Origin of the sequence: Oricola sp. (assembly GCF_022763245.1) — a bacterium.
Lineage (GTDB): Bacteria > Pseudomonadota > Alphaproteobacteria > Rhizobiales > Rhizobiaceae > Oricola.
On record NZ_JALEGV010000040.1, the window covers coordinates 166391 to 188022 of the forward strand.

General features: G+C 66.1%; 18 protein-coding genes. 9 read left to right on the forward strand and 9 right to left on the reverse strand.

Annotation, left to right across the window (positions count from 1 at the left end; all coding sequences use genetic code 11):
- Positions 1–56: 56 nt before the first annotated feature.
- The gene (locus MRY80_RS18200) at positions 57–1070 is read right to left on the reverse strand and encodes a TAXI family TRAP transporter solute-binding subunit (RefSeq protein WP_293292490.1); all 1014 of its coding nucleotides are present in this window, start codon (positions 1068–1070) and stop codon (positions 57–59) included.
- Positions 1067–2983: a TRAP transporter fused permease subunit gene (locus tag MRY80_RS18205; protein WP_293292491.1), complete on the reverse strand. Its 1917-nt coding sequence runs from the start codon at positions 2981–2983 to the stop codon at positions 1067–1069. The genes MRY80_RS18200 and MRY80_RS18205 overlap by 4 nt, the downstream gene beginning before the upstream one ends.
- A 121-nt stretch (positions 2984–3104) precedes the next feature.
- Here MRY80_RS18205 and MRY80_RS18210 point away from each other — a divergent pair, with 121 nt between their 5' ends.
- Entirely contained in the window at positions 3105–3929 is an 825-nt protein-coding gene (locus MRY80_RS18210; protein ID WP_293292492.1) for a helix-turn-helix domain-containing protein, read from the forward strand.
- Here MRY80_RS18210 and MRY80_RS18215 read toward each other — a convergent pair whose 3' ends face one another.
- The 3 genes from MRY80_RS18215 to tpiA all read right to left on the reverse strand — a co-directional run bounded on the left by MRY80_RS18215 (position 3930) and on the right by tpiA (position 6879).
- Positions 3930–5558 carry a CTP synthase gene (locus MRY80_RS18215; RefSeq protein WP_293292493.1) on the reverse strand — a complete coding sequence of 543 codons (1629 nt, stop codon included), beginning with the start codon at positions 5556–5558 and terminating at the stop codon, positions 3930–3932.
- Positions 5559–5654: 96 nt separating this feature from the next.
- Positions 5655–6038, reverse strand: coding sequence for a preprotein translocase subunit SecG (gene secG / locus MRY80_RS18220; RefSeq protein ID WP_346433408.1), 384 nt, complete (start codon positions 6036–6038; stop codon positions 5655–5657).
- A 70-nt stretch (positions 6039–6108) separates the two neighbouring features.
- Positions 6109–6879: a triose-phosphate isomerase gene (tpiA, locus tag MRY80_RS18225; protein WP_293292494.1), complete on the reverse strand. Its 771-nt coding sequence runs from the start codon at positions 6877–6879 to the stop codon at positions 6109–6111.
- 130 nt (positions 6880–7009) lie between these two features.
- Between tpiA and MRY80_RS18230 the strand changes: the two genes are divergently transcribed.
- From MRY80_RS18230 to lexA, 6 genes are all read left to right on the forward strand, one after another.
- Positions 7010–8902, forward strand: coding sequence for a peptidylprolyl isomerase (locus MRY80_RS18230; protein ID WP_293292495.1), 1893 nt, complete (start codon positions 7010–7012; stop codon positions 8900–8902).
- 10 nt (positions 8903–8912) lie between these two features.
- Entirely contained in the window at positions 8913–9932 is a 1020-nt protein-coding gene (gene trpD, locus MRY80_RS18235) for an anthranilate phosphoribosyltransferase (protein WP_293292496.1), read from the forward strand.
- Between the two features lie 14 nt (positions 9933–9946).
- Positions 9947–10762, forward strand: a complete 816-nt coding sequence (gene trpC / locus MRY80_RS18240) for an indole-3-glycerol phosphate synthase TrpC (protein WP_293292497.1) — start codon at positions 9947–9949, stop codon at positions 10760–10762.
- A 1-nt stretch (position 10763) separates the two neighbouring features.
- On the forward strand, positions 10764–11270 hold the full coding sequence (gene moaC / locus MRY80_RS18245) for a cyclic pyranopterin monophosphate synthase MoaC (RefSeq protein ID WP_293292498.1): 507 nt from the start codon (positions 10764–10766) through the stop codon (positions 11268–11270).
- Positions 11267–12493, forward strand: coding sequence for a gephyrin-like molybdotransferase Glp (glp, locus tag MRY80_RS18250; protein WP_293292499.1), 1227 nt, complete (start codon positions 11267–11269; stop codon positions 12491–12493). Before moaC ends, glp begins: the two co-directional genes overlap by 4 nt.
- Positions 12494–12577: 84 nt before the next feature.
- Complete coding sequence (gene lexA, locus MRY80_RS18255; protein ID WP_293292500.1) at positions 12578–13294, forward strand: transcriptional repressor LexA; 717 nt, start codon at positions 12578–12580, stop codon at positions 13292–13294.
- A 3-nt stretch (positions 13295–13297) separates the two neighbouring features.
- Here the strand turns inward: lexA and MRY80_RS18260 are convergent, their stop codons facing one another.
- Positions 13298–15631: a ComEC/Rec2 family competence protein gene (locus MRY80_RS18260; protein WP_293292501.1), complete on the reverse strand. Its 2334-nt coding sequence runs from the start codon at positions 15629–15631 to the stop codon at positions 13298–13300.
- A 124-nt stretch (positions 15632–15755) separates the two neighbouring features.
- On the opposite strand from MRY80_RS18260, the gene gltX reads away from it, so the two are divergent.
- Together gltX and gltA are read left to right on the forward strand one after the other, a co-directional pair.
- The gene (gene gltX, locus MRY80_RS18265) at positions 15756–17174 is read left to right on the forward strand and encodes a glutamate--tRNA ligase (RefSeq protein ID WP_293292502.1); all 1419 of its coding nucleotides are present in this window, start codon (positions 15756–15758) and stop codon (positions 17172–17174) included.
- 180 nt (positions 17175–17354) lie between these two features.
- Positions 17355–18647, forward strand: coding sequence for a citrate synthase (gene gltA, locus MRY80_RS18270; protein WP_293292503.1), 1293 nt, complete (start codon positions 17355–17357; stop codon positions 18645–18647).
- Between the two features lie 85 nt (positions 18648–18732).
- Here gltA and MRY80_RS18275 read toward each other — a convergent pair whose 3' ends face one another.
- From MRY80_RS18275 to lpxA, 3 genes are read right to left on the reverse strand one after another with little or no spacing between them, the layout of a single operon-like run.
- Entirely contained in the window at positions 18733–19911 is a 1179-nt protein-coding gene (locus tag MRY80_RS18275; RefSeq protein ID WP_293292504.1) for a lipid-A-disaccharide synthase, read from the reverse strand.
- Positions 19908–20792 carry a UDP-2,3-diacylglucosamine diphosphatase LpxI gene (lpxI, locus tag MRY80_RS18280; protein WP_293292505.1) on the reverse strand — a complete coding sequence of 295 codons (885 nt, stop codon included), beginning with the start codon at positions 20790–20792 and terminating at the stop codon, positions 19908–19910. The genes MRY80_RS18275 and lpxI overlap by 4 nt, the downstream gene beginning before the upstream one ends.
- Before the next feature lie 3 nt (positions 20793–20795).
- A complete protein-coding gene (gene lpxA / locus MRY80_RS18285) occupies positions 20796–21632 on the reverse strand; it encodes an acyl-ACP--UDP-N-acetylglucosamine O-acyltransferase (RefSeq protein WP_293292506.1) in 837 nt (278 codons plus the stop codon).

The following is a 21632-nucleotide window of genomic DNA, read 5'->3' on the forward strand; positions in this document are numbered from 1 at the left end:
AAAATGAACGGGGCCGGCCGAAGCCGGCCCCGAAAGAGTCTCAGAAGCGGGAACCGTCACTGCATGTCGGCAGGAATGTCGATGCCCAGTTCCTTGTAGTAGCGGATCGCGCCCGGGTGCAGCGGCATGTTGGTCGAGGTCGTCAGGCCGTCCAGCGTCACCTTGCGCATGAACGGCGTGGTCTTCTGCACTTCCGGCAAGCCCTCCCAGAAGGCCTTCGTGATCTCGTAGACCGTGTCCTCGGACAGATCCATGCGGACGCCGACGCCGACCGTCGAGCCGACTTCGAAGACATCCTCTTCATTGACGACGCCTTCGCCGTAGATGCCAGCGGGGATCACGTCGAGGCTACGCCCCATGCCGCGGGTTGGCGCCAGCATGTCGTCGGAGGCCGCATCCACCTCGGCCTGGGTCGGGCCGAGAATGCGCAGCTTCGATGTCAGCGCGAGCTGTTCGATCTGCGGATAAGGCGGAATGCCGCCATTGATGTAGACGTCGATCTGGCGGTCCTGGAAGGCCTGCAGCGCCGCGCCCCAGCTCGCCTTGACGTTCTCGTAGTCCTCGCCGGCCTTGTAGCCGGTCATCGAGGCGATCCAGGCATTGGCCGTGTTCCAGGCGCCGCCGCCGGGGGGCCCGAGGAAGACCTTCTTGCCCTTGATGTCCTCAAGCTTCTCCATGCCGCTGTCGGCGTAGGTCACCACGTGATAGGCGCCATAGGGGAACCAGTAGATCAGGCCGAGATTCTCCGACAGTTCGGGCGCCTTCGACAGCTTCGAATACATCGCCTTGCCGGTCTTCATGAAGTGGTAGACCGTCGGCGAGACCATGCAGAGATCGATCTTGCCGGACGCGACCTCGACCATGTGCTTCGTTGCGGCGCCGGTGGCGTCCACGGTGATCTCGTAGTCGTCCTGGGCCTCGTTGACGATGTTCGCCATCGTCGTCATCACCAGGTAGGCCGACGAGCCGGGATCGATCGTCGCCATCTTCAGCTTCTCGGCCGCGAATGCGCCCGTGGTCATCGCGACCGTTGCAAGGCCTGCGAGAGCCATGCGGGTGAGATGTTTCATGTTTTCCTCCCTTGGGTTTGCTCCGAAAGCGCGTTCGCGCGGCCGGATTTCAGATTGTGTGTGCCGACGAGCAGGATCGCGACAAGACCGCCGGCCAGGCTGGACCAGAGGTCCGGCGTCAGGATCGCGATGGCCGCGACAAGGCGGACGCCGCTCTCCCACAGCGGGATGCGCGTGCGCTCGAACCCGGCGAGTGCCGTGCCGATCATCCAGGTTGCGAGCAGGAAGCAGGCCAGCGACCATGCCAGCCCGACCGGCGTGAACCCGTCGATGATCAGGATGTCGGGGTGGTAGACGAAGATGAACGGGATGATGAACCCGGCGATCGCCAGGCGCACCGCCTCGATCCCGGTTTCCATCGGCTTGGCGCCGGCGATCGGCGCAGCGGCGAAGGCGGCGAGCGCCACCGGCGGAGTGATCACCGACAAGACGCCGAAATAGAGCATGAACATGTGGGCCGAAATCTTGGAGATCCCCAGCCCTTCGAGCGCCGGCCCCATCACCAAGGCGAGGATCAGGTAGGCCGTCACCGACGGCACGCCCATGCCCATCACGATGCACCCTGCCATGACGAGGAAGAGGGCGATCAGAAGACTGCCGCCGGAGGCCATGCGGATCGCGTCGGCGAATTCGAGGCCGATGCCGCTCATGTTGACGATGCCGATCACGACGCCAACCGAAGTGACGATGATCATCAGGTTGGCGGCCGTCTTGCCGGCGCTGACAAGCGCCTGCCACCATGCGATCGGCCGGCGGAACTGCGGAAACAGGATCAGGCAGAGCACGGTCGCGACGATCAGCGCGTAGAAGCCGGCATTTTGCGGCGTGCGCCCGGTCAGGAGCACGGCGATGATCACGCCCAGCGGTATCCAGAACGAAAGGCTCGCGATCCAGTCGGCGCGGGTCAGGGTCTCGCGCTGGCCGACCGGCGTCGCGCCGATGCCCTGCTTGCGCGATTCGATCAGCACGACGAGGAACAGGCTGGCGTAATAAAGCACCGCCGGGATCGTCGCCGCGACCACGATCTTCAGATAGGGAATACCCGTCACGTCGGCCATGATGAAGGCGACCACGCCCATCACCGGCGGCATGATCTGGCCACCCGTCGATGCCGCGGCCTCCACAGCGCCGGCGAATTTCGCCTTGAAGCCGGCACGCTTGATGATCGGGATGGTGAAGATGCCGGTCGAGACGACATTGGCGATCGCCGCGCCGGACATCGTCCCGAACATCGCCGAGCCGACGATGGCGGCATGGGCCGGCCCGCCGGCGAAACGTCCGGTCGCGGCGAATGCGATCTTCAGGAGGACGTCGCCTGCCCCAGACGCCTGCAGCACCGCGCCGTAGACGATGAAGATCATCACGGTGGTGGCGACGACCTGAAGCGGACGGCCGAACACGCCGTCGGTGGTGAACCACTGGCGGTCGGCGATGCTCGACCAGTCGAGCGCGGCACCGCCAAGCCCGTCCGGCAGCACCGCGTAGACGAGAACCACGAAGAACACGGCCGCCATCGGCACGCCGAACAGCCGCCAGGTCATGTAGCCGATGATCGCGAAGGCCAGCCACGAAGCCATCAGGTCGCCCTGGCTGATGTCGACGAAGAACTCCTCCTGCTCGAGCATGATGCCCATCCATCGCAGCACGAGGACGGCGAAGGCGGCAAGAACGACGAGATGGAAGACTGTCAGCAACGGATGCGATCCGCGCAGCGCCGACGCGTCGCCGGCCGGCGAATCGGCGACTTCCCGCTCACCGGAATCCAGGAGCAGAATCGCGATCACGACGCCCAGCAGGGCGACGCCGCCGAAGACGATGATCGTGTCGAAAATGCCGAAGCCGGCGATGTAGATCGCGAGCGCTGCCAGAAATGCCGCGAGCGCTTCAGCTATCCGGTTGAACCATGGACGCACGGCGCCACCTCCCAATCGCACCTTGAAGCGCGATACTGCTGGAAACGCCGGAGCCAAACAATCGAAGCTTGCACAGCGTGCCACTGAGTGGCACGCTCGCGCCTTCGGAGGCTCCCTGGACATGACGAAACTCGCGAACCGCTCGCTCGATCGCGGCATATCGATTCTCGAATCGCTCGCGCGCAACGGCGCCAGTTCGCTTGCCGACCTGCATCGCGACTGCGACTTGGCGAAATCGACGATCCGGCGCCTGCTGGCGACGCTGATCAGCCACCGGCTGGTGCGGCGTTCGGTGTCGGACGGGCTCTATCGGGTGACAATCACGCTGCCGGCCGGCGCCGGCGAGCCCATTCCGCAGGACATGGCCAACCTGATCGACGTCGCCATGCCGCGTGCTGTCGAACTGACCAAGCGCGTCGAATGGCCGTCGGACGTCCATGTTCTCGACGGGCCGTGCATGCGCATCATCGATTCGACCCGGCCGCTCAGCCCGTTTCACATGTATCGCGGGATCATCAACCGGCGCATCAACATGTTCGGAAGCGCGACGGGCATGGCCTGCCTCGCCTGGCGCAGCGACGAGGAGATCGCCGAATATGACCACCTGACGCTCGGCAACATCTCGCTCGGCCTCGCCCGCTTCGGCATGAAGCTCGCGCAATACATGCCGGACATCGAGAAGACCCGCGCCCGCGGATACGGGACACGGCTCGGCGTCTATCGTGGCGAGACCGTGCTCGATGACGGCCTGGCGGCGATCGCCATTCCGATCATGGTCGCGGGAGAGCCGCAGGCGGCCATCAGCCTGCTCTGGCCGCGCGCCTTCCAGGAGCCGAAGGACTTTGCCAAGCGCTTCCTGGAGCCCCTGCAGGAGACCGCCGAACTGATCACGACCGACATGACGAGATTGTTTCCCGCCGGCCAGACCGGCCAGCGGGCGCTTTGATCAGACCAGGCGGCTCTGTTCGAGCGCCGCTTCGATAAAGCTTCTGAACAGCGGATGCGGTTCGAACGGCCGGGATTTCAGCTCAGGGTGATACTGCACGCCGATGAACCACGGATGATCCGGATATTCGATCGTCTCCGGCAACACGCCGTCGGGCGACAGGCCCGAGAACACCAGGCCGCAATTTTCCAGCCGCTCGCGATAGTCGATATTGACCTCGTAGCGATGCCGGTGACGTTCCGAGATGTCCGTCGCGCCGTAGATGCGAGCGATGCGCGTGTCTTCCTTCAGCGTGGCCTTGTAGGCGCCAAGGCGCATCGTGCCGCCGAGATCGCCCGTCTGGGTGCGCTTCTCCAGCATGTTGCCCTTCAGCCATTCGGTCATCAGGCCGACGACCGGTTCCTTGGCGGGCCCGAATTCCGTCGATGAGGCCTTCTCGATCCCGGCCAGCGAACGCGCGGCCTCGATGCAGGCCATCTGCATGCCGAAACAGATGCCGAAATACGGCACCTTGCGCTCGCGAGCGAAGGTCGCCGCCAGGATCTTGCCTTCCGCGCCGCGCTCGCCGAAGCCGCCGGGCACGAGGATGCCGTGGACGTGCTCGAGATAGGTCGCCGGGTCTTCGCTCTCGAAGACCTCGGACTCGATCCACTCGATATTGACCTTCACCCGGTTGGCCATACCGCCGTGATAGAGCGCCTCGATCAGGGATTTGTAGGCGTCTTTCAGGCCGGTATATTTCCCGACCACGGCGATCGTGACCTCGCCCTCGGGGTTGTGGACGCGGTCGGACACGTCGTCCCAGACCGCCATGCGCGGCTGCGGCGCGGGTTCGATGCCGAAGGCCGCCAGCACTTCCTCGTCCAGCCCCTCATCATGATAGGCCTTGGGCACATCGTAGATCGAGGCGACGTCGAGCGCCTGGATGACGGCTGATTCGCGCACGTTGCAGAACAGCGACAGCTTCTTGCGCTCGGCCTGCGGGATCGGGCGATCGGCGCGCACCAGCAGCACGTCGGGCGCGATGCCGATGGAGCGCAGTTCCTTGACCGAGTGCTGGGTGGGCTTCGTCTTCAGTTCGCCCGCCGCCGGGATGTACGGCATCAGCGTCAGATGCACATAGACGGCGTTGCCGCGCGGCAGGTCGTTGCCGAGCTGGCGAATCGCTTCCATGAAGGGCATCGCCTCGATGTCGCCGACCGTGCCGCCGATCTCGCAGAGCACGAAATCGAAGCCGGCGTTTCCGTCGAGGACGAATTCCTTGATCTCGTCGGTGACGTGCGGGATCACCTGCACCGTCGCGCCCAGGTAATCGCCGCGGCGTTCCTTGGCGATGATGTTCTGGTAGATCCGGCCCGTGGTGATGTTGTCGTGCTTGTTCGCCGAGCGGCCGGTGAACCGCTCGTAGTGACCGAGATCGAGATCGGTCTCGGCTCCGTCATCGGTCACGAACACCTCACCATGCTGGTAAGGCGACATCGTGCCGGGATCCACGTTGAGATAGGGGTCGAGCTTTTTCAGACGCACGCGATAACCGCGTGCCTGAAGGAGGGCGCCGAGGGCCGCCGAAGCGATGCCTTTTCCGAGAGAGGAAACCACGCCACCAGTGATGAAAACATACCGTGCCATGGGCTTTCACCGTTATCCGCTTGCAGGAGATTACGCAAAGAAAAAAACGCCTCGTGTGGAGTTGCCCACACGAGGTTGGTATTGCCTGCGCAACCGTTAGTTGTTGGGAACGCTCGGAGTTCCGGTTTCTTCGGCCGGAGCCTGTTCCGGCCCGCCGAGCAGGTCGAGCACGCCGCCCTGCGACGGAACCTCGGTCGTGTTGCCGTCCTGCTGCACCGCAGCCGGGACGCGATCAAGGATGTCCGTCGGGCTCTCGCCGTAACGCGCGAGCAGGCCGAGTGCCACGGAGGTGAAGAAGAAGCCGGCCGCCAGGATCGAGGTCGTGCGCGTCAGCGTGTCCGCTGCGCCACGCGCCGACATGAAGCCGCCCGTGCCTCCGCCTCCCATGCCGAGCGCGCCGCCTTCGGAGCGCTGAAGCAGGATGACGCCCACAAGGGCGACGACAATCATGAGGTGGATGACGATCAGGACGGTTTGCATCGGACAATTCTGTTGTTTGAGGGTCGGCGGGTCTCTACACCCTCATTATCAGGATTTGAAGGCCCTATATTCACAAGGCCTGGGCGCTGGTTCCGTCACAGATGGCGAGGAAGTCCGCCGCTTTCAAGCTGGCGCCGCCAATCAGCCCGCCATCGACATTGGCGATCGCGAAGATTTCCGCCGCGTTGCCGGGCTTCACCGAACCGCCGTAGAGAATGCGAACAGCTGCGCCCTCGCCGCCGAAACGGTCCGACAGGGTCTCGCGAATGAAGGCGTGCATGGCGGCGATGTCGTCGGTCGATGGCACCAGCCCCGTCCCGATCGCCCAGACCGGCTCGTAGGCGATCACGGTGGTGGCCGCCGTCATGCCCTGCGGCACCGACCCGGCCAACTGGGTTCCGACCACGTCCGTCGCCTTGCCGGCTTCGCGCTCTTCGCGCGTTTCGCCGACGCAGATGACGGCAGTCAGCCCTGCGCGCCAGCCGGCTTGCGCCTTGGCGGCAACATCGGCGTCGGTCTCGCCATGGTCCGTGCGCCGTTCGGAATGGCCGACGATGACCGCGCTCGCGCCGGCATCGCTCAGCATCTCGGCTGACGTATCGCCCGTATGCGCGCCGTTTTCCTTGGCGTGGCAATCCTGGCCGCCGATCGCAAGCGTGGAACCGGCCGCCTTGTTCGACGCCCGATCGACGAGCGTCGCGGGAACGCAGAGCAAAGTGTCGTACGCGACAGCCCCCTTGTCGGCGAGCGCCGCGCAGACGGCTTCGATTTCGCCGAGCGAAGCCTCGGTCCCGTTCATCTTCCAATTGCCGGCAACAAGCGGTTTCACGTCTGGCGTCATCTCAATACCTCTTTTGCGATCGGCGTTCGTGTTAACGCCTCGACGCCGGAAGGAAAAGCCCGGTGCGCGCTTGCGTCGCTCATCAAGCCCCCATAAAAAAGCGCCGAAAACGACAACGGGTGCTTCGTTCATGCTCGACAGTTTCCGCAAGGCCTCCAAATCCTGGGTCTCCAAGGCGCTGCTTCTTCTGCTTCTGGTCAGCTTCGGTGTCTGGGGCGTATCCGGACAGATGCTTGGCGGCAGCGGCACCGACGCCGTGGTGACTGCCGGGGACACCAAGGTCTCGATGATCGACTACCGCCTCGCCTATGACCGGCAGATGGCGGTTCTGTCCCGTCAGCTCGGCCAGCGGGTCTCGCGCGAGCAAGCCAGCTTGTTTGGAATCGACCAGGCCGTGCTCGGCCAGATGGTGGCCGGCGCCGTGCTCGACGAACAGTCGCGCGTCATGCATCTGGGACTGTCGAAGGATCGCCTTGCCTCGCTCGTCGCTGAGGACCCGGCCTTCCAGGTCGCCAACGGCCAGTTCAGCCGTGACGCGTTCACCCAGGTGCTGCGCAGCATCGGCATGAGCGAGGACGACTACATCCGCAACCGGCAGGAAGTCGCCATCCGCCAGCAGATCGTCGAGGCGGTGTCCGACGGCATCGACGCGCCCGCGGTGATGCTCGAAGCCTTCGCCCTACACAGCGGCGAAACCCGCGAAGTCGCCTATTTCACGGTCGGCCAGGGCGCGATCGAACCGGTGGCAGCCCCCGAAGACGACGTGCTCGCCACCTATTTCGACGCCAACAAGGACGCCTATCGCGCTCCGGAATATCGCGGCATCACCTTCGTGCGCCTGACGCCGGAAGCGATTCTCGACGCGACGTCGATTCCCGAGGACGACGTTCGCGCCGACTATGAAGCGCGCCTGGACCGCTACACCGTGCCGGAAACGCGCGTCATCGAGCAACTCGTCTTCAACGACGAGGCCAACGCATCGGCCGCCCGCGAACGCATCCTTGCCGGCCAGTCCTTCGAGGACGCGGTGGCCGACGCCGGAAAAACGATGTCCGACGTGCAGCTCGGAACGCTGGCGAAGACGGACCTGCCGGATCAGGCGATCGCCGACGCGGCGTTCGCGCTGGCCAATGCCGGGGACGTCAGCGGCGTTGTCGACGGCGCCTTCGGGCCGGTGATCGTCCGGGTCACCGCCATCACGCCTGCGACGGTGAAGCCGTTCGAAGAAGTCAGTGACGAGATCCGGCGCGAACTGGCCCTTGTCGTCGCCAACGACACGCTGCTCGACATCCATGACGCCTACGAGGACGCCCGTGCCGGCGGCGCCACCATGCAGGAGGCGGCCGAGAGCCAGAAGCTCGAGATGCAGGTGATCGAGGCCGTCGACGCGCAGGGCAACGCGCCCTCCGGCGAGGCGGTCGCCACGATCCCCGAGCAGAGCGACCTCATCGAAGCAGCCTTCGATTCCGAGATCGGGGCCGACAGCCCGCCGATCAACGCGGCCAATAGCGGCTTCATCTGGTACGAGGTCACCCACGTGACGCCGGACCGCGACCGCACCCTGGACGAGGTGCGCGACCGCGTGGTCGAGGACTGGATGGCCGAACAGACCGAACAGCGGATCGCCGAGAAGGCCAACGGGCTGGCCGATCGCCTGTCGCAGGGTGAAACGCTGGAGCAGATCGCGGAAGCGGAAGGCCTCGCCGTCGAGAACAAATACGGCCTGCAGCGCGGCGCCAACGATCCCGATTTTGGCGCGGGCGGCATTGCCGCGGTGTTCAGCGGCGGGCCCGACCACAAGGGCGCGGTCGCATCGCCCTCGACCAATCTCTATCTGGTGTTCCAGGTGACGGGCGTGTCGCAGGCCGTCGGCGGCGCTGAGGCGCTGGGCGAAGGCGTGCGCCAGGGCGTCAAGACATCGCTGGCGGACGATCTGCTTGACCAGATGGTCGCCAAACTGCAAACCGTTTTCCCCGTCAGGGTGAACCAGAGCGCGATCCAGCGCGCTTTGAGCACGCAATAGCGGAGCCGGCATGGACGATCTGAGACCCTTCATCGCACAGGTCGCCACCGGCCAGCCGCTCAGCGCGCAGGAAGCGCGCGGCGCGTTCGACGTCGTGATGTCAGGCAATGCGACGCCGTCGCAGATCGGCGGCTTCCTGATGGCGCTGCGGGTACGCGGCGAGACAATCGACGAGATCACGGGCGCCGTCACCGTCATGCGCGAAAAGATGACGCCCGTCGCGGCGCCCGCAGGCGCGATCGACATCGTCGGCACGGGCGGCGACAATTCCGGCAGCTACAATGTCTCGACCTGCGCGGCATTCATCGCGGCCGGCGCCGGGGCGACGATCGCCAAGCACGGCAACCGGTCCCTGTCCTCGAAATCCGGTTCGGCGGAAGCGCTGGGCGAACTGGGCTTCGACCTCGACGCGACGCCCGAAACGATCGGCCGCTGCGTCGCCGACGCCGGCCTGGGCTTCATGTTCGCACCCATGCATCACGCGGCGATGCGCCATGTCGGCCCGAGCCGCGTGGAACTGGGCACCCGCACGATTTTCAACCTGCTCGGCCCGCTGTCGAACCCGGCCGGCGTCAAGCGTCAGGTGGCCGGCGTGTTCGCGCCCGAATGGGTCGAGCCGCTGGCGCATGTGCTCAAGGCACTCGGGTCGCAGCACGTCTGGGTCGTCCATGGCGACGGGCTGGACGAGTTGACGACCACCGGCACGACGCAGGTCGCCGAACTGAAGGACGGCGCGATCACGACCTTCGAGCTGACGCCCGAAGAACTCGGCTTGCCCCGCATCGACATGTCGGCGCTGAAGGGCGGCGATCCGAAGGCCAACGCAGCGGCGTTGCGCGAGGTGCTGGACGGCGCGAAGAACGCCTATCGCGACATCGCCTGCCTGAACGCGGCCGCCGGCCTCGTGGTCGCGGATATCGCCGCAGACCTTGCCGAAGGCCTGACCCTGGCCGCCCAGTCGATCGACAGCGGCCGGGCGCGGACGGTGATGGAAACGGCCGCGCGCGTCTCGCGCGGCGAAGCTGCTTGAGGACAGGCCGACACGTGTCCGACATCCTGAAGAAGATCGAAGCCTACAAGCGTGAAGAGATCGCCGCGGCGAAGGCCGCGACACCGGTCTCGGAATTGAAAGCCCGCATCGGCGATGTCGAACCGCCCCGCGGGTTTCAGGCCGCCCTGCAGGCGCGCAAGGACGCCGGCACGTTCGGCCTGATCGCCGAGATCAAGAAGGCAAGCCCGTCGAAGGGTCTCATCCGCGCCGATTTCGATCCGCCGAGCCTTGCCAGGGCCTACGAGGACGGCGGCGCGGCCTGCCTGTCCGTCTTGACCGACAAGCCCTCCTTCCAGGGCGCGCCGGAGTTCCTGACGGCCGCGCGCGCCGCCTGCGCCCTGCCCGCGATTCGCAAGGACTTCCTGTTCGAGCCCTACCAGGTCTACGAGGCCCGCTGCTGGGGTGGCGACGCGATCCTGATCATCATGGCGTCGCTGACCGACGACGAGGCCCGTGCGCTGGAGGACACCGCCTTCGAACTGGGCATGGATGTCCTGATCGAGGTGCATGACGAGGAAGAGACCGAGCGCGCGCTGAAGCTCTCCTCGCGGCTCCTCGGCGTCAACAATCGCAACCTGCGCACCTTCGAGGTCGATCTCGCGACCAGCGAGCGGCTGGCCTCCCTTGTAGGCGACGACCGGCTGCTCGTCGGCGAAAGCGGCATCTTCACCCACGACGACTGCCTGCGGCTTGAGCGCAGCGGCATTTCCACCTTCCTCGTCGGCGAAAGCCTGATGCGCCAGACGGACGTCACCGCCGCCACCCGCGCGCTCCTGACCGGCGAGACGGCCGAGCGGAAGTCGGCCTGACATGTCCAGATCCGATCGGGACGACGCCAGCGGCCTGACCCATCTGGGCACGGACGGAACGGCCAACATGGTCGATGTCGGCGGCAAGGACGCCACCGTGCGCGAGGCGATCGCCGAAGGCTTCGTGCGCATGACGGCGGAGACGCTCGAAACCATCCTCGCGGGCAACGCCAAGAAGGGCGACGTGATTTCGGTCGCGCGCATCGCCGGCATCATGGCCGCCAAGCGAACGCATGAGCTGATCCCGCTCTGTCATCCGCTCATGCTGTCCAAGGTCAGCGTCGAGATCGAACCGGACCATGCCCTGCCCGGCCTTCGCGTCGAAGCGCTGGCACGGCTCACCGGCAAGACCGGGGTCGAGATGGAAGCGCTCACGGCCGCCTCGGTCGCCTGCCTGACGGTCTATGACATGGCCAAGGCCATCGACAAGGGCATGGAGATCGGCCCGGTGCGCCTTCTCTCCAAGACGGGCGGCAAGTCCGGCACCTGGACTCGGAGCGCGCAGTGAAGACCCCGCTCATCCCGGTCGCCGAAGCGCGGGACCGGCTCCTCGCCGACGCAGTGCCGTTCGAAACGGAATCCGTTGCGATATCAGACGCCTATCGCCGAATTCTTGGAACCGATCTCAAGGCCCTGCGCACCCAACCGCCACAGGCTGTGTCGGCCATGGACGGCTATGCCGTGCGCAGCGCAGACATCCAGACGGCACCGACCGAATTCTCCCTGATCGGCGAAGTCGCCGCCGGTCACCCCTTCGACGGAACGGTGGGCGCAGGCGAGACGGTGCGCATCTTCACCGGCGGGGTCGTTCCGCAGGGCGCCGACACGGTCATGCTGCAGGAAAACGTCACGGTTCTCGAAGACGGGCGCGTGCGGGCCAATCAGGCCGAGCCGGCAGGCCGGCATGTCCGCCCGGCGGGCCTCGACTTCAGGCAGGGCGAGACCGTCGTCGCCTCGGGCACCCTGCTCGACGCCGGAGCATTGTGTCTGGCGGCAGCGGCCAACCATCCGGACGTGCCGGTCATTCGCCGTCCGCGCGTTGGCATCCTGGCCACGGGCGACGAATTGCTGCTGCCCGGATCGGTGCCGGGGCCTGGTCAGATCATCGCCTCGAACTCCTTCGGCATCGCGGCCATGGCGAAAGACTCGGGCGCCGAGATCGTCGATCTCGGCATCGCGCGCGACACCGAAGCCGACCTCGTCGCCGCGCTCGACCGCGCCTCGGCCGAGAAATGCGACGTGCTCGTCACGCTCGGCGGGGCCTCGGTCGGCGACCATGACCTCGTCCAGAAGGTGTTCGTCGCACACGGCATGACGCTCGATTTCTGGCGAATCGCCATGCGACCGGGCAAGCCCCTGATGTTCGGGCGGCTTGGCGAACTGCGCATTCTCGGCCTGCCCGGCAATCCGGTCTCCGCCCTGGTCTGCGGCCTCCTGTTCATGAAGCCGCTGCTGGAACGTCTTGGCGGACGCCCTTCGGGCGAAAACCGCCGCCAAGCCGTCCTCGAAACCGCGATGACGGCCAACGGACTTCGCGAAGACTATGTGCGCGCGGAGACCTGGCGCGACGCGGAAGGCGCGCTTCATGCCCGCCCGTTCACGCAGCAGGACTCCTCGATGATCAGCACCTTCGCGCAGTCGACGGCCCTCATCGTCCGCCCGCCCCACGCGCCTGCTTCCGAGCCCGGAGACACCGTCGACGTGCTCCTTCTGAAAAGCGCCGCCTTTTAAACATTTGTTAAACGCTTGCAGAACACACATGGAACAGATATGGACTGTTCCGTGTTTGTTTGTATTTGATTCTGCGAGGGCGCGATGCTGACACGCAAACAACTCGAGCTTCTGATGTTCATCAACGAGCGTCTCAAAGAGACCGGCGTTCCGCCGTCCTTCGACGAGATGAAGGAAGCACTCGATCTTGCCTCCAAGTCCGGCATCCACCGGCTGATCACGGCGTTGGAGGAACGTGGCTTCATCCGCCGCCTTCCCAACCGCGCCCGCGCGCTGGAAGTCGTGCGCCTGCCCGACAGCCTGACCCCGTCGGGCCAACGACGCGGTTTCTCGCCAAGCGTCATCGAGGGCAGCCTCGGCAAGCCGTCGCCCGCACCGCGCCCCGCGCCACGTGCGGCCAATGAGAGCGACAATGGCGGCTCCATTTCCGTCCCCGTCATGGGCAAGATCGCGGCCGGTGTGCCGATCTCCGCGATCGAGCACCAGACGCGGATGCTCGCGCTGCCACCGGACATGGTCGGAAGCGGCGAACATTACGCGCTGGAGGTCGAAGGCGATTCGATGATCGAGGCCGGGATCTTCGATGGCGATACCGCCGTCATCAAGAAGGGCGAAACGGCCAATGCCGGCGACATCGTCGTGGCCCTGGTCGACGACGAGGAAGCGACGCTGAAGCGCTTCCGGCGCAAGGGCGCCTCGATCGCCTTGGAAGCCGCCAACCCGGCCTATGAGACCCGCATTTTCGGGCCGGACCGCGTGCGCGTCCAGGGCCGCCTTGTCGGCCTGATCCGCCGCTACTGACGCTTAGCGCCTGTCGGCCAGATTGCGGGCGGCGCGCGAGTATTGCCGGTGATTGAGCCAGGGCCGCGTCGGCCCCGGCAAGGCGTGACGGATTTCGATCGCGCTCGACCGCGAGACACGGATTTCGGCTGCGCCTGACCGCGCGAGGTCCTGCGCCGTGACCACTGGCGTACCGTCCGGACAGCCATGCGGTGACGGGGCCTTGGCGAGGATCACCAGATCATGTCCGGCGCAGAAGTCCGACAGATCGATCTCTCCGGCCTCGACGAACACATAGCCGATCCGAAGATCGCCTGCGGTCGCGCTGCAGACCGTTTTCGAGCACTCCATCAAGCCGGACTCCTTCGGCTTGACGATCGTCGCCGCGCGATAGGCTTCCTGCCATTGCCCGGTGATGAACTGGCTTGGACGGCTGCGATTGACATGCAAACGCGCCTGCCCGCCGCCTCGCTCGATCAGAGCGAACTGGCGGGCGTCCTCCGACAGGATCGCCACAGGCGCGGATGCGGCACCCCAGAGCGCGATGCCCGCGGCGAATGGCAGGAGCGCGATCCAGCGCAAGCGGCTTGAGAGAAGGCAGAAGACCATCAGACCCGTCGCAAAGGCGATCAGCGCCGCCGCCGGCATCTGACCGCTCGCGATCGCCGGCGACAGGGCTGCGACACGCTCGGCAATGTCGATGACGAGACCGACGCCCCATGCCATCGCCTTGAAGACATAGAGGTGCAACCCGAAGGGCATGGCGATCATGGCCGCGACGGCGAGCGGCATGACGAGGATCGTGACGACCGGCATCGCCGCGAGATTGGCGAGCAACCCATAGGGCGCGACGCGGCCGAAATGGTACGAGGCGAAGAGCCCGGTCGCCACGCCGGCGATCAGCGAAGTGACCACGATGCCGAGCGCATAGCGGCCCGCGGTCGCCAGGGCGGAAAGCACAAGCCCGCGCTGCGGTCGGTCCTTTGCCCGCCGGTCCCGCCCTTCGCGCCAGTCCTGCCAGCCGCCATAGACCGCGATCAGCGCCATTGTCGCGGCAAACGACATCTGGAAGCCCGGCCCGATCGCCTCGTGCGGCGCGGTCGCCAGGATGACGAGCGCCGCCAGCGCGAGATTGCGCATGGTCACGGCGTTGCGGTCGAAGGTCAGCGCCAGCAGCATGATGGCGAGCATCACGAAGGAGCGCTGCGTGGCGACGCCCGCGCCGGCGAGAAAGAGGTAGAAGCCCGTTGCCGCAAGCGCGCCGGCGGCGGCGTATTTGCGCACCGGATGGCGCGCCGACCATTCCGGCGCAAGCGCGAAGCCGAAGCGCAGGGCGGCCATCACCGTGGCCGCGACCAGCGCCATGTGCAGGCCGGAGATCGACAGGATATGCGCCAGGCCTGAAACCCGCAGCGCCTCGGTAACATCCTCCGGAATACCGGCCTTGTTGCCGGTCACCAGCGCCGCCGCGACCGCGCCTCGGCGATCCGGCGCGGCGTCGAGGATCTGCCGGCCGATCGCCTGGCGCAGGCGCTCCATCCCGGCGGCGATGCGCGCAACGATGCCCGGACCGGTGGCGAGTTCCGTCGTTGCCGGGTCCCCGAGGAAGAACCCGTTCGCGCCGATGCCGTCGAAATAGGAGTGAAAGGCGAAATCATAGCCGTGCGGATGCGCCGGGCCCGACGGCGAGGTCAGTCGCACGAGGCCCGTGATCCCGCCGCCGACGACATATCCATCCGCGCTCCCCGGCGCGGTCACGCGCACGCGGTCGGGGGCGTATCGCAGTGTCGGGCGTTCCGTCCTGACGATGTCGACCGTGAACCGGGTGCGGCCATTGGCGCGCTCCTCTAATGCCACGATGCGCCCCGTCAGGCGGGTGGTGACATCCGATCCCAGCATCGGCGTCGCCGCCCACAGGGTGTTCGCTTTCGCAATCACCATGCCGGCGATCACGACGCCGCCGGCGATCGCGGCCCAATGCAAGCCAACGCTTCGGTTGCGCAATCCGAATGCGAGCGCCGTAAACACGGCGAGGCCGGAAAACGTGTTCCACATCAGCGGCTCGGCGGGCAGCGCGAAATAGATGACGATGCCGCAAAGCAGACCGACCGGCAGGAACAGGAACGGCGTGCCGAGCCCTTCCTCGCGGGCGATCGCCGCCCGGATACCGCGCCCGATCGCCGCACGATCGATACCAAGTCGGATGCCCCTCCTTCGGCGTGGCGGCCTCGCAATCGGCGCTGTCTCGCCGGCCGGCTCGACGGGCGCCACGGGCGCATCGGGAGGCAGGTGTTCCGGCGGCCGGAAGAACAGCCTTTCGTCGATGGCGGTGCGAAGCTCGTCGTCGGGCGCGGTCATGACGGTTGGATCGCCCCCGCCCGGCGCTGCGAGTTTGCGCCGGCCCGCGCATGTGCTAAACGGGCAGCGAATTCCCCACCCGGCCGCCGATGCGGCGCCCTATTCAATACATTCGGAGCACAGCATGACTGGCGAGGTCGTCACCCGTTTCGCCCCCTCCCCGACCGGCTTCCTGCATATCGGCGGTGCCCGCACCGCCCTGTTCAACTGGCTCTACGCCAAGCACACCGGCGGCAAGATGTTGCTCCGCATCGAGGATACCGACCGCGAGCGATCGTCGCAAGCTGCGGTTGAAGCGATCCTCGACGGGTTGCATTGGCTCGGCCTCGAATGGGACGGCGAGCCGCTGTCGCAGTTCTCGCGCGTCGACCGCCACCGCGAGGTCGCCGAGGAGCTCCTGTCGGCCGGCAAGGCCTACTATTGCTACGCCTCACCGGAAGAACTGACCGAGATGCGCGAGAAGGCCCGCGCGGAAGGCCGTCCGCCGCGCTATGACGGCCGCTGGCGCGACCGCGACCCGTCCGAAGCGCCGGAAGGCGTGAAGCCGGTCATCCGCATCAAGGCACCGCGTGACGGCGAAACCGTCGTCCGCGACATGGTGCAGGGCGAGGTGCGCTTCCCCAACAAGGATCTCGACGATTTCATCATCGTGCGCTCCGACGGAACGCCGACCTACATGCACGCCGTGGTCGTGGACGATCACGACATGGGCGTCACCCACATCATTCGCGGAGACGATCACCTCACCAATGCGGCGCGCCAGACGATCATCTTCGAGGCGATGGGCTGGGCCGTGCCCAACATGTCGCACATCCCGCTGATCCACGGCCCGGATGGCGCCAAGCTCTCCAAGCGGCACGGTGCGCTCGGCGTCGAGGCCTATCGCGCGATGGGCTACCTGCCCGAGGCGCTGCGCAACTATCTCGCCCGTCTCGGCTGGAGCCATGGCGACGACGAGATCATGTCGACCGAGGACATGATCTCCTGGTTCGACGTGACCGACGTCAACAAGGGCGCGGCACGGTTCGATTTCGCCAAGCTGGAGGCGATCAACGGCCATTATGTCCGCTCGGCGGACGACGCCTATCTGGTCGACCGCATCGAGGCGCTGCTGCCGGAGCTGGAAGGCACCGAGGCGGTACGCGCCGCCTTCGAGGAACGGCGTCCGCAGCTTCTGGCGGCCATGCCCGGGCTGAAGGAGCGCGCCAAGACGCTCACCGATCTTATCGACAGCGCCGGCTACCTGTTCGCGCAGCGCCCGCTCGATTTCGACGAGAAGGCCGCCGGCATTCTGACCGACGACGCCCGCGCCGTTCTCGGCCGGATCAGGCCGTCGCTCGAAGCCGCCGCAGAGTGGAATGTGGAAGCGCTGGACGCCGCGGTTCGTGCCTTTGCGGAAAGCGAAGGGCTGAAACTCGGCAAGGTCGCGCAGCCCCTGCGCGCGGCGCTTACCGGCCGCAGCACGTCGCCCGGCGTGTTCGATGTGCTGGCTGTTTTGGGACGGGAGGAATCGCTTGCGCGCATCGGCGATTGCGAAGCGTGATGGCTTCCGCGAAGCGGTTCGGCGCATTATAGTGCATCGCAACAATAAGCCCATCGGCTGGCTTGGCAGGGCCCGGCGATTGGGTTAGCAACCAGCCCAGACCGTTCGGGCGGAGCATATTGCACTGCGATAATTGATAAGATTTCCAACACAATACGGGACCGAAAAAAGGGAGACATCATGTCTGATAAAAGCGCGAAACTGTCATTGAACGGTGGGGAGCATGAATTCTCCGTACGCGAAGGAACGATCGGGCCGAGCGTCGTGGACATCTCGTCCCTCTACAAGGAAACCGGCGCATTCACCTACGATCCCGGCTTCACCTCCACCGCCTCCTGCGATTCCAAGATCACCTTCATCGACGGCGACGAAGGCACCCTGCTGCACCGCGGATATCCGATCGAACAGCTCGCCGAGCATGGCGATTTCCTCGAGGTCTGCTACCTGCTGCTCTACGGCGAACTGCCGACCAAGACCCAGAAGTCGGATTTCGACTATCGCGTCACGCGCCACACCATGGTGCACGAGCAGATGAACCGCTTCTTCACCGGCTTCCGTCGTGACGCCCACCCGATGGCGGTGATGTGCGGCACGGTCGGCGCCCTTTCGGCGTTCTACCACGACTCGACCGACATCTCCGATCCGCATCAGCGCATGGTCGCCTCGATGCGCATGATCGCCAAGATGCCGACCATCGCGGCGATGGCCTACAAATACCACATCGGCCAGCCGTTCATCTATCCGCAGAACGATCTCGACTACGCGTCGAACTTCCTGCGCATGTGCTTCGCCGTGCCGTGCGAGGACTACAAGGTCAATCCGGTTCTGGCCCGCGCCATGGACCGCATCTTCATCCTGCACGCCGACCACGAGCAGAACGCGTCGACCTCTACGGTTCGCCTGGCCGGTTCGTCGGGCGCCAATCCCTTCGCCTGCATCGCGGCGGGCATCGCCTGCCTGTGGGGCCCGGCGCATGGCGGCGCCAACGAGGCGGCGCTCAACATGCTTGCCGAAATCGGCTCGGTCGACCGCATTCCGGAGTTCATCGCCCGCGCCAAGGACAAGAACGATCCGTTCCGCCTGATGGGCTTCGGCCACCGCGTCTACAAGAACTACGACCCGCGCGCCAAGATCATGCAGAAGACCACGCACGAGGTGCTGGGCGAACTGGGCATCAAGGACGACCCGCTGCTCGAGGTCGCGATGGAACTGGAGAAGATCGCGCTGCACGACGAATATTTCGTCGAGAAGAAGCTCTATCCGAACATCGACTTCTATTCCGGCATCACGCTGCGCGCGCTCGGCTTCCCGACCACCATGTTCACGGTGCTGTTCGCGGTCGCCCGCACGGTCGGCTGGATCGCCCAGTGGAAGGAAATGATCGAGGATCCGAGCCAGCGCATCGGCCGTCCCCGCCAGCTCTACACCGGCGAGGCGAAGCGCGATTACGTGGCGATCAACACGCGCGGATAACCGCTCCACGCACACCAGATGCAAAGACGCCGGCGACCGTCCCGATCGCCGGCGTCTTTCGTTTCAGCCCTGGCGCAGTGCCGCGCTATCGCGACGAGGCGGCGATCGCGTCCAGGATGATGCGGGCCGCCCGCGTGCCGGTCCGTTCCTCGGTCGCCAGCAGGGCACGCATGTCCGAGAAGCCGTCGATCTGCTGTTGCGCGGCCAGGCTGCCCGGCTCGACGAACTGCTCGACATGCCGCGCCAGCAGGCCGGGCCGGATCGTCCTGTCGAAATATTCCGGCACCACCGGCCTATCGCAGATCAGGTTGGGTAGCGCCGCCGTCCAGATCGTGATCAGCGGCACGACGGCCCGCATGATGAGGTCGACGCGATAGCAGCTGATCACGGGCACGCCGCACAGCCCGAGTTCCAGGAGCACGGTGCCCGATGCCGCCAGAGCGGCGTCCGCCCGACGAAACGCATCCAGCTTCTCGTCACGCGTGACGGTGACGCTCGGCTGGACCGGCCACGCGGCCGTCTCCCGCCTGACGGTCTCGGCCAGCCGCGGCAAGGTCGGAATGTGGACGCGAAACGCGTGCCCGCGCTCGTGCAGCACCTCGACCGCCTTGCCGAAATCCGGCAGCAGGGCGTTGACCTCACCCGTTCTCGACCCCGGCAGGACCAGCAGGTCGAACGGCTCGCCGGCTTCACGCTCGGGCCGCTCGGCGCGTTCTGCCCACACCTCGGCAAGGTCCGGGTCGGAGGCGAGCGGATGGCCGACATAGTGCGTGGGCGGCCCCTCGAGGCGCTTCATCACCGCCGGTTCGAAAGGAAGGATCGCGAGGATGTGGTCGATATGCGCCGCCATCTTGCGCGCGCGTTCCGGCCGCCAGGCCCAGACGGACGGCGCGACATATTTGACGATCGGCGTATCCGGTAGCGCCTGTTTGACGCGCTTGGCGACGCGATGGGAAAAATCCGGACTGTCGATCATGATGATGGCGTCCGGCCTGGCCGCGATCAGCGCATCGGCGGTCTGCCGGATCCGCATCATCAGCTGCGGCAATCGCGCCAGCACCGCGCTGACGCCGGTGATGGCGATCTCGGACGAATCGAAGACGCTGTTCAGGCCCTTCTCGCGCAGACGGTCGCCACCGACGCCAACGAGCTTTGCCGGCCTGCCCGTGACGGCTTCGATCGCTTCGAGGAGGTCGATGGCCAGGTTCTCGCCCGATTCCTCGCCGGCGACGATTCCCAGCACGAGTTCGCGGTCTGAAGTCATCCGCCCACCCTCTCCAGGTCTTCCGCTTCAGGGACGACGCCGACGAGAAACACGCCGAGATCCTTCGCCTTCGCGCAGGTTTCGTCGAATTCCGCGACGAGCGCCCGCCCGGCATGCACCGCGATGCCGCTCAGCTTGGCGCGTGCGGCGTTTTCGACGGTTGCCGGGCCGATGGTCGGGAGATCGGCGCGCAGCTCCTGGCCGGGCTTGGCAAGCTTCACGAGCACGCCTCCGCGCTGCGTCGGCAGCCGCCCCTCGTCGCGAAGCTCGGCGACGCGTCGCAGCATGGCGTCGGTTCCCTCCGCCGCCTCCAGGGCCACGATCCGCTGACCGATCGCGACACAGGCCTGTCCCGCGTCCAGCCGTCCCAGCGCCAGTGCCCCGGCAACCGCCGTCGTCAGCGCGTCGCGATCGGAGCGGGCGGGCTGCGGGCCGGCGATCTGGCCTTCCGGCGCCAGCAATTCGGGCACGAGCTCATGCACGCCCCGCACGCGGAAGCCTTCCTCCTCGATCATGTCGACGACGCCGCGCAGCAGCACGTCGTCACCTGACCGCAGCTTCGAAACGACGCGCAGAAGCAGGTGGACCGTCGCGAGGTCCGGCCGCAGGCTCGACAGGCGCGGCCGTCCGCGCACGCCGCCGACAAGGACGACGTCGGCGGGCTTGATCCGGTTGAGAGCCGACATCAGCCGGCCGATCTGGGCGGTGGTGATCGTGACGTGCTCGAAACGCTGCAGCGCGGGATCGGCTTCGCCTTCGATCGCGATCACGAAGGGCTCAGTGCCCTGCTCTCGCAATGTCTCGGCGACGAATACGGGGATGCTTCCGCTGCCGGCGATGATCGCGACGCGCCCCTTGCTCTGCGCAGCGAGGCCAGCCATCGTTCACTCGTCGCCGGCTTCGTGCGCGCTGCGGCGTGTGCTCAGCGGCGTCACCAGATGCCGCTTGCTGTCACGCAGGATGAAGGTCGCGATGTCGCGGACGGCCGCAGAATTCGGGTAGGCCTCGATCAATTCCTCGGCCCGCTCGCGCACCGATCCGCCACCGTCGAACAGCCTCTTGTAGGCATGGCGGATGGCGGTCATCTCGCTGCGGTCCATGCCCGAGCGCTTCATGCCGACTAGGTTGAGGCCGGCAAGATAGCTGCGATTGCCCATGACCATGCCATAGGGGATCACGTCTCGGACGACAGCCGCCACCCCGCCGATGAAGGCGTGATGGCCGACTTCGCAGAACTGGTGCACGGCCGCGCCGCCGCCGATGATCACCCGGTCGCCGATGACGGCATGGCCGCCGATCATCACGTTGTTGGCGAAGGTGACATGGTCGCCCAGCACGCTGTCATGGGCGACATGCGAATAGGCCAGGAACATGCAATGGTCGCCGACCGTCGTCTCGCCACGCGCATTGCCGGTGCCGATATGCATCGTCACGCCTTCGCGGATCGTGTTGTTGCGCCCGATCACCAGCCGCGTCCGTTCGCCCTTGTAGGCGGTGTTCTGCGGCTCGCCGCCGAGGATCGCATGCGGGAAGACGCGCGTCCCCTCGCCGATCGTCGTGTCGCCGGCGATGACGACATGGCTCATCAGTTCGACATCATCGCCGACCTTCGCCATGCCCCCCACATGACAAAACGGACCTATTCTCACATTGCGACCTAGTTCCGCACCAGGCTCCACAAGCGCGGTCGGATGAATAAGGGAAGGCGGAACCTGATCCAC

Excerpts from the sequence above, each read along its gene's own strand:
- MRY80_RS18215 (WP_293292493.1), bottom strand. The coding sequence starts at position 5,558 with ATGGCACGGTATGTTTTCATCACTGGTGGCGTGGTTTCCTCTCTCGGA.
- MRY80_RS18275 (WP_293292504.1), bottom strand. The coding sequence starts at position 19,911 with ATGACTTCAGACCGCGAACTCGTGCTGGGAATCGTCGCCGGCGAGGAA.
- trpD (WP_293292496.1), top strand. The coding sequence starts at position 8,913 with ATGGACGATCTGAGACCCTTCATCGCACAGGTCGCCACCGGCCAGCCG.
- gltA (WP_293292503.1), top strand. The coding sequence starts at position 17,355 with ATGTCTGATAAAAGCGCGAAACTGTCATTGAACGGTGGGGAGCATGAA.
- secG (WP_346433408.1), bottom strand. The coding sequence starts at position 6,038 with ATGCAAACCGTCCTGATCGTCATCCACCTCATGATTGTCGTCGCCCTT.
- lexA (WP_293292500.1), top strand. The coding sequence starts at position 12,578 with ATGCTGACACGCAAACAACTCGAGCTTCTGATGTTCATCAACGAGCGT.
- lpxI (WP_293292505.1), bottom strand. The coding sequence starts at position 20,792 with ATGGCTGGCCTCGCTGCGCAGAGCAAGGGGCGCGTCGCGATCATCGCC.
- tpiA (WP_293292494.1), bottom strand. The coding sequence starts at position 6,879 with ATGACGCCAGACGTGAAACCGCTTGTTGCCGGCAATTGGAAGATGAAC.
- MRY80_RS18230 (WP_293292495.1), top strand. The coding sequence starts at position 7,010 with ATGCTCGACAGTTTCCGCAAGGCCTCCAAATCCTGGGTCTCCAAGGCG.
- gltX (WP_293292502.1), top strand. The coding sequence starts at position 15,756 with ATGACTGGCGAGGTCGTCACCCGTTTCGCCCCCTCCCCGACCGGCTTC.
- MRY80_RS18260 (WP_293292501.1), bottom strand. The coding sequence starts at position 15,631 with ATGACCGCGCCCGACGACGAGCTTCGCACCGCCATCGACGAAAGGCTG.
- MRY80_RS18200 (WP_293292490.1), bottom strand. The coding sequence starts at position 1,070 with ATGAAACATCTCACCCGCATGGCTCTCGCAGGCCTTGCAACGGTCGCG.
- MRY80_RS18210 (WP_293292492.1), top strand. The coding sequence starts at position 3,105 with ATGACGAAACTCGCGAACCGCTCGCTCGATCGCGGCATATCGATTCTC.
- moaC (WP_293292498.1), top strand. The coding sequence starts at position 10,764 with ATGTCCAGATCCGATCGGGACGACGCCAGCGGCCTGACCCATCTGGGC.